Origin of the sequence: Bradyrhizobium jicamae, assembly GCF_001440395.1 — a bacterium.
Lineage (GTDB): Bacteria > Pseudomonadota > Alphaproteobacteria > Rhizobiales > Xanthobacteraceae > Bradyrhizobium > Bradyrhizobium jicamae.
Genome location: NZ_LLXZ01000214.1, coordinates 16,450 through 16,715, shown reverse-complemented (window position 1 = coordinate 16,715; position 266 = coordinate 16,450). Strand labels below are relative to the sequence as shown.

Annotated in this window: 1 protein-coding gene; it reads right to left on the bottom strand. The window is 56.0% G+C overall.

Annotated features, from left to right (window positions below):
* Window positions 1-266: portal protein (locus CQ12_RS45550; protein WP_057840182.1), on the bottom strand; the 266-nt coding region annotated here is incomplete at both ends.

Below are 266 nucleotides of genomic sequence, written 5' to 3'. Positions count from 1 at the left end.
CCCGGCCGTTCCCCTCGTAATCCAGCCGGATATAGTGCTCGGTGACCTTGACGAGCCTTGCGGCCTTGTTGGACGACGCCGAAACCGTGTTGAAGTGCTCTCCAACCGTATCGCGGGAAAGCGTCTCGACTTCCGTATTGCCCGTGTAATCCTCAAGGCCCATCACTTGGTCTTCATCAAAGCCCTCATCGATCAACTGGCTTTGGGTCTTGGTGACGATCTCGTGAAAGCAATAATTGCAGTCCTTGATGTTCCGAGCGCCGCGC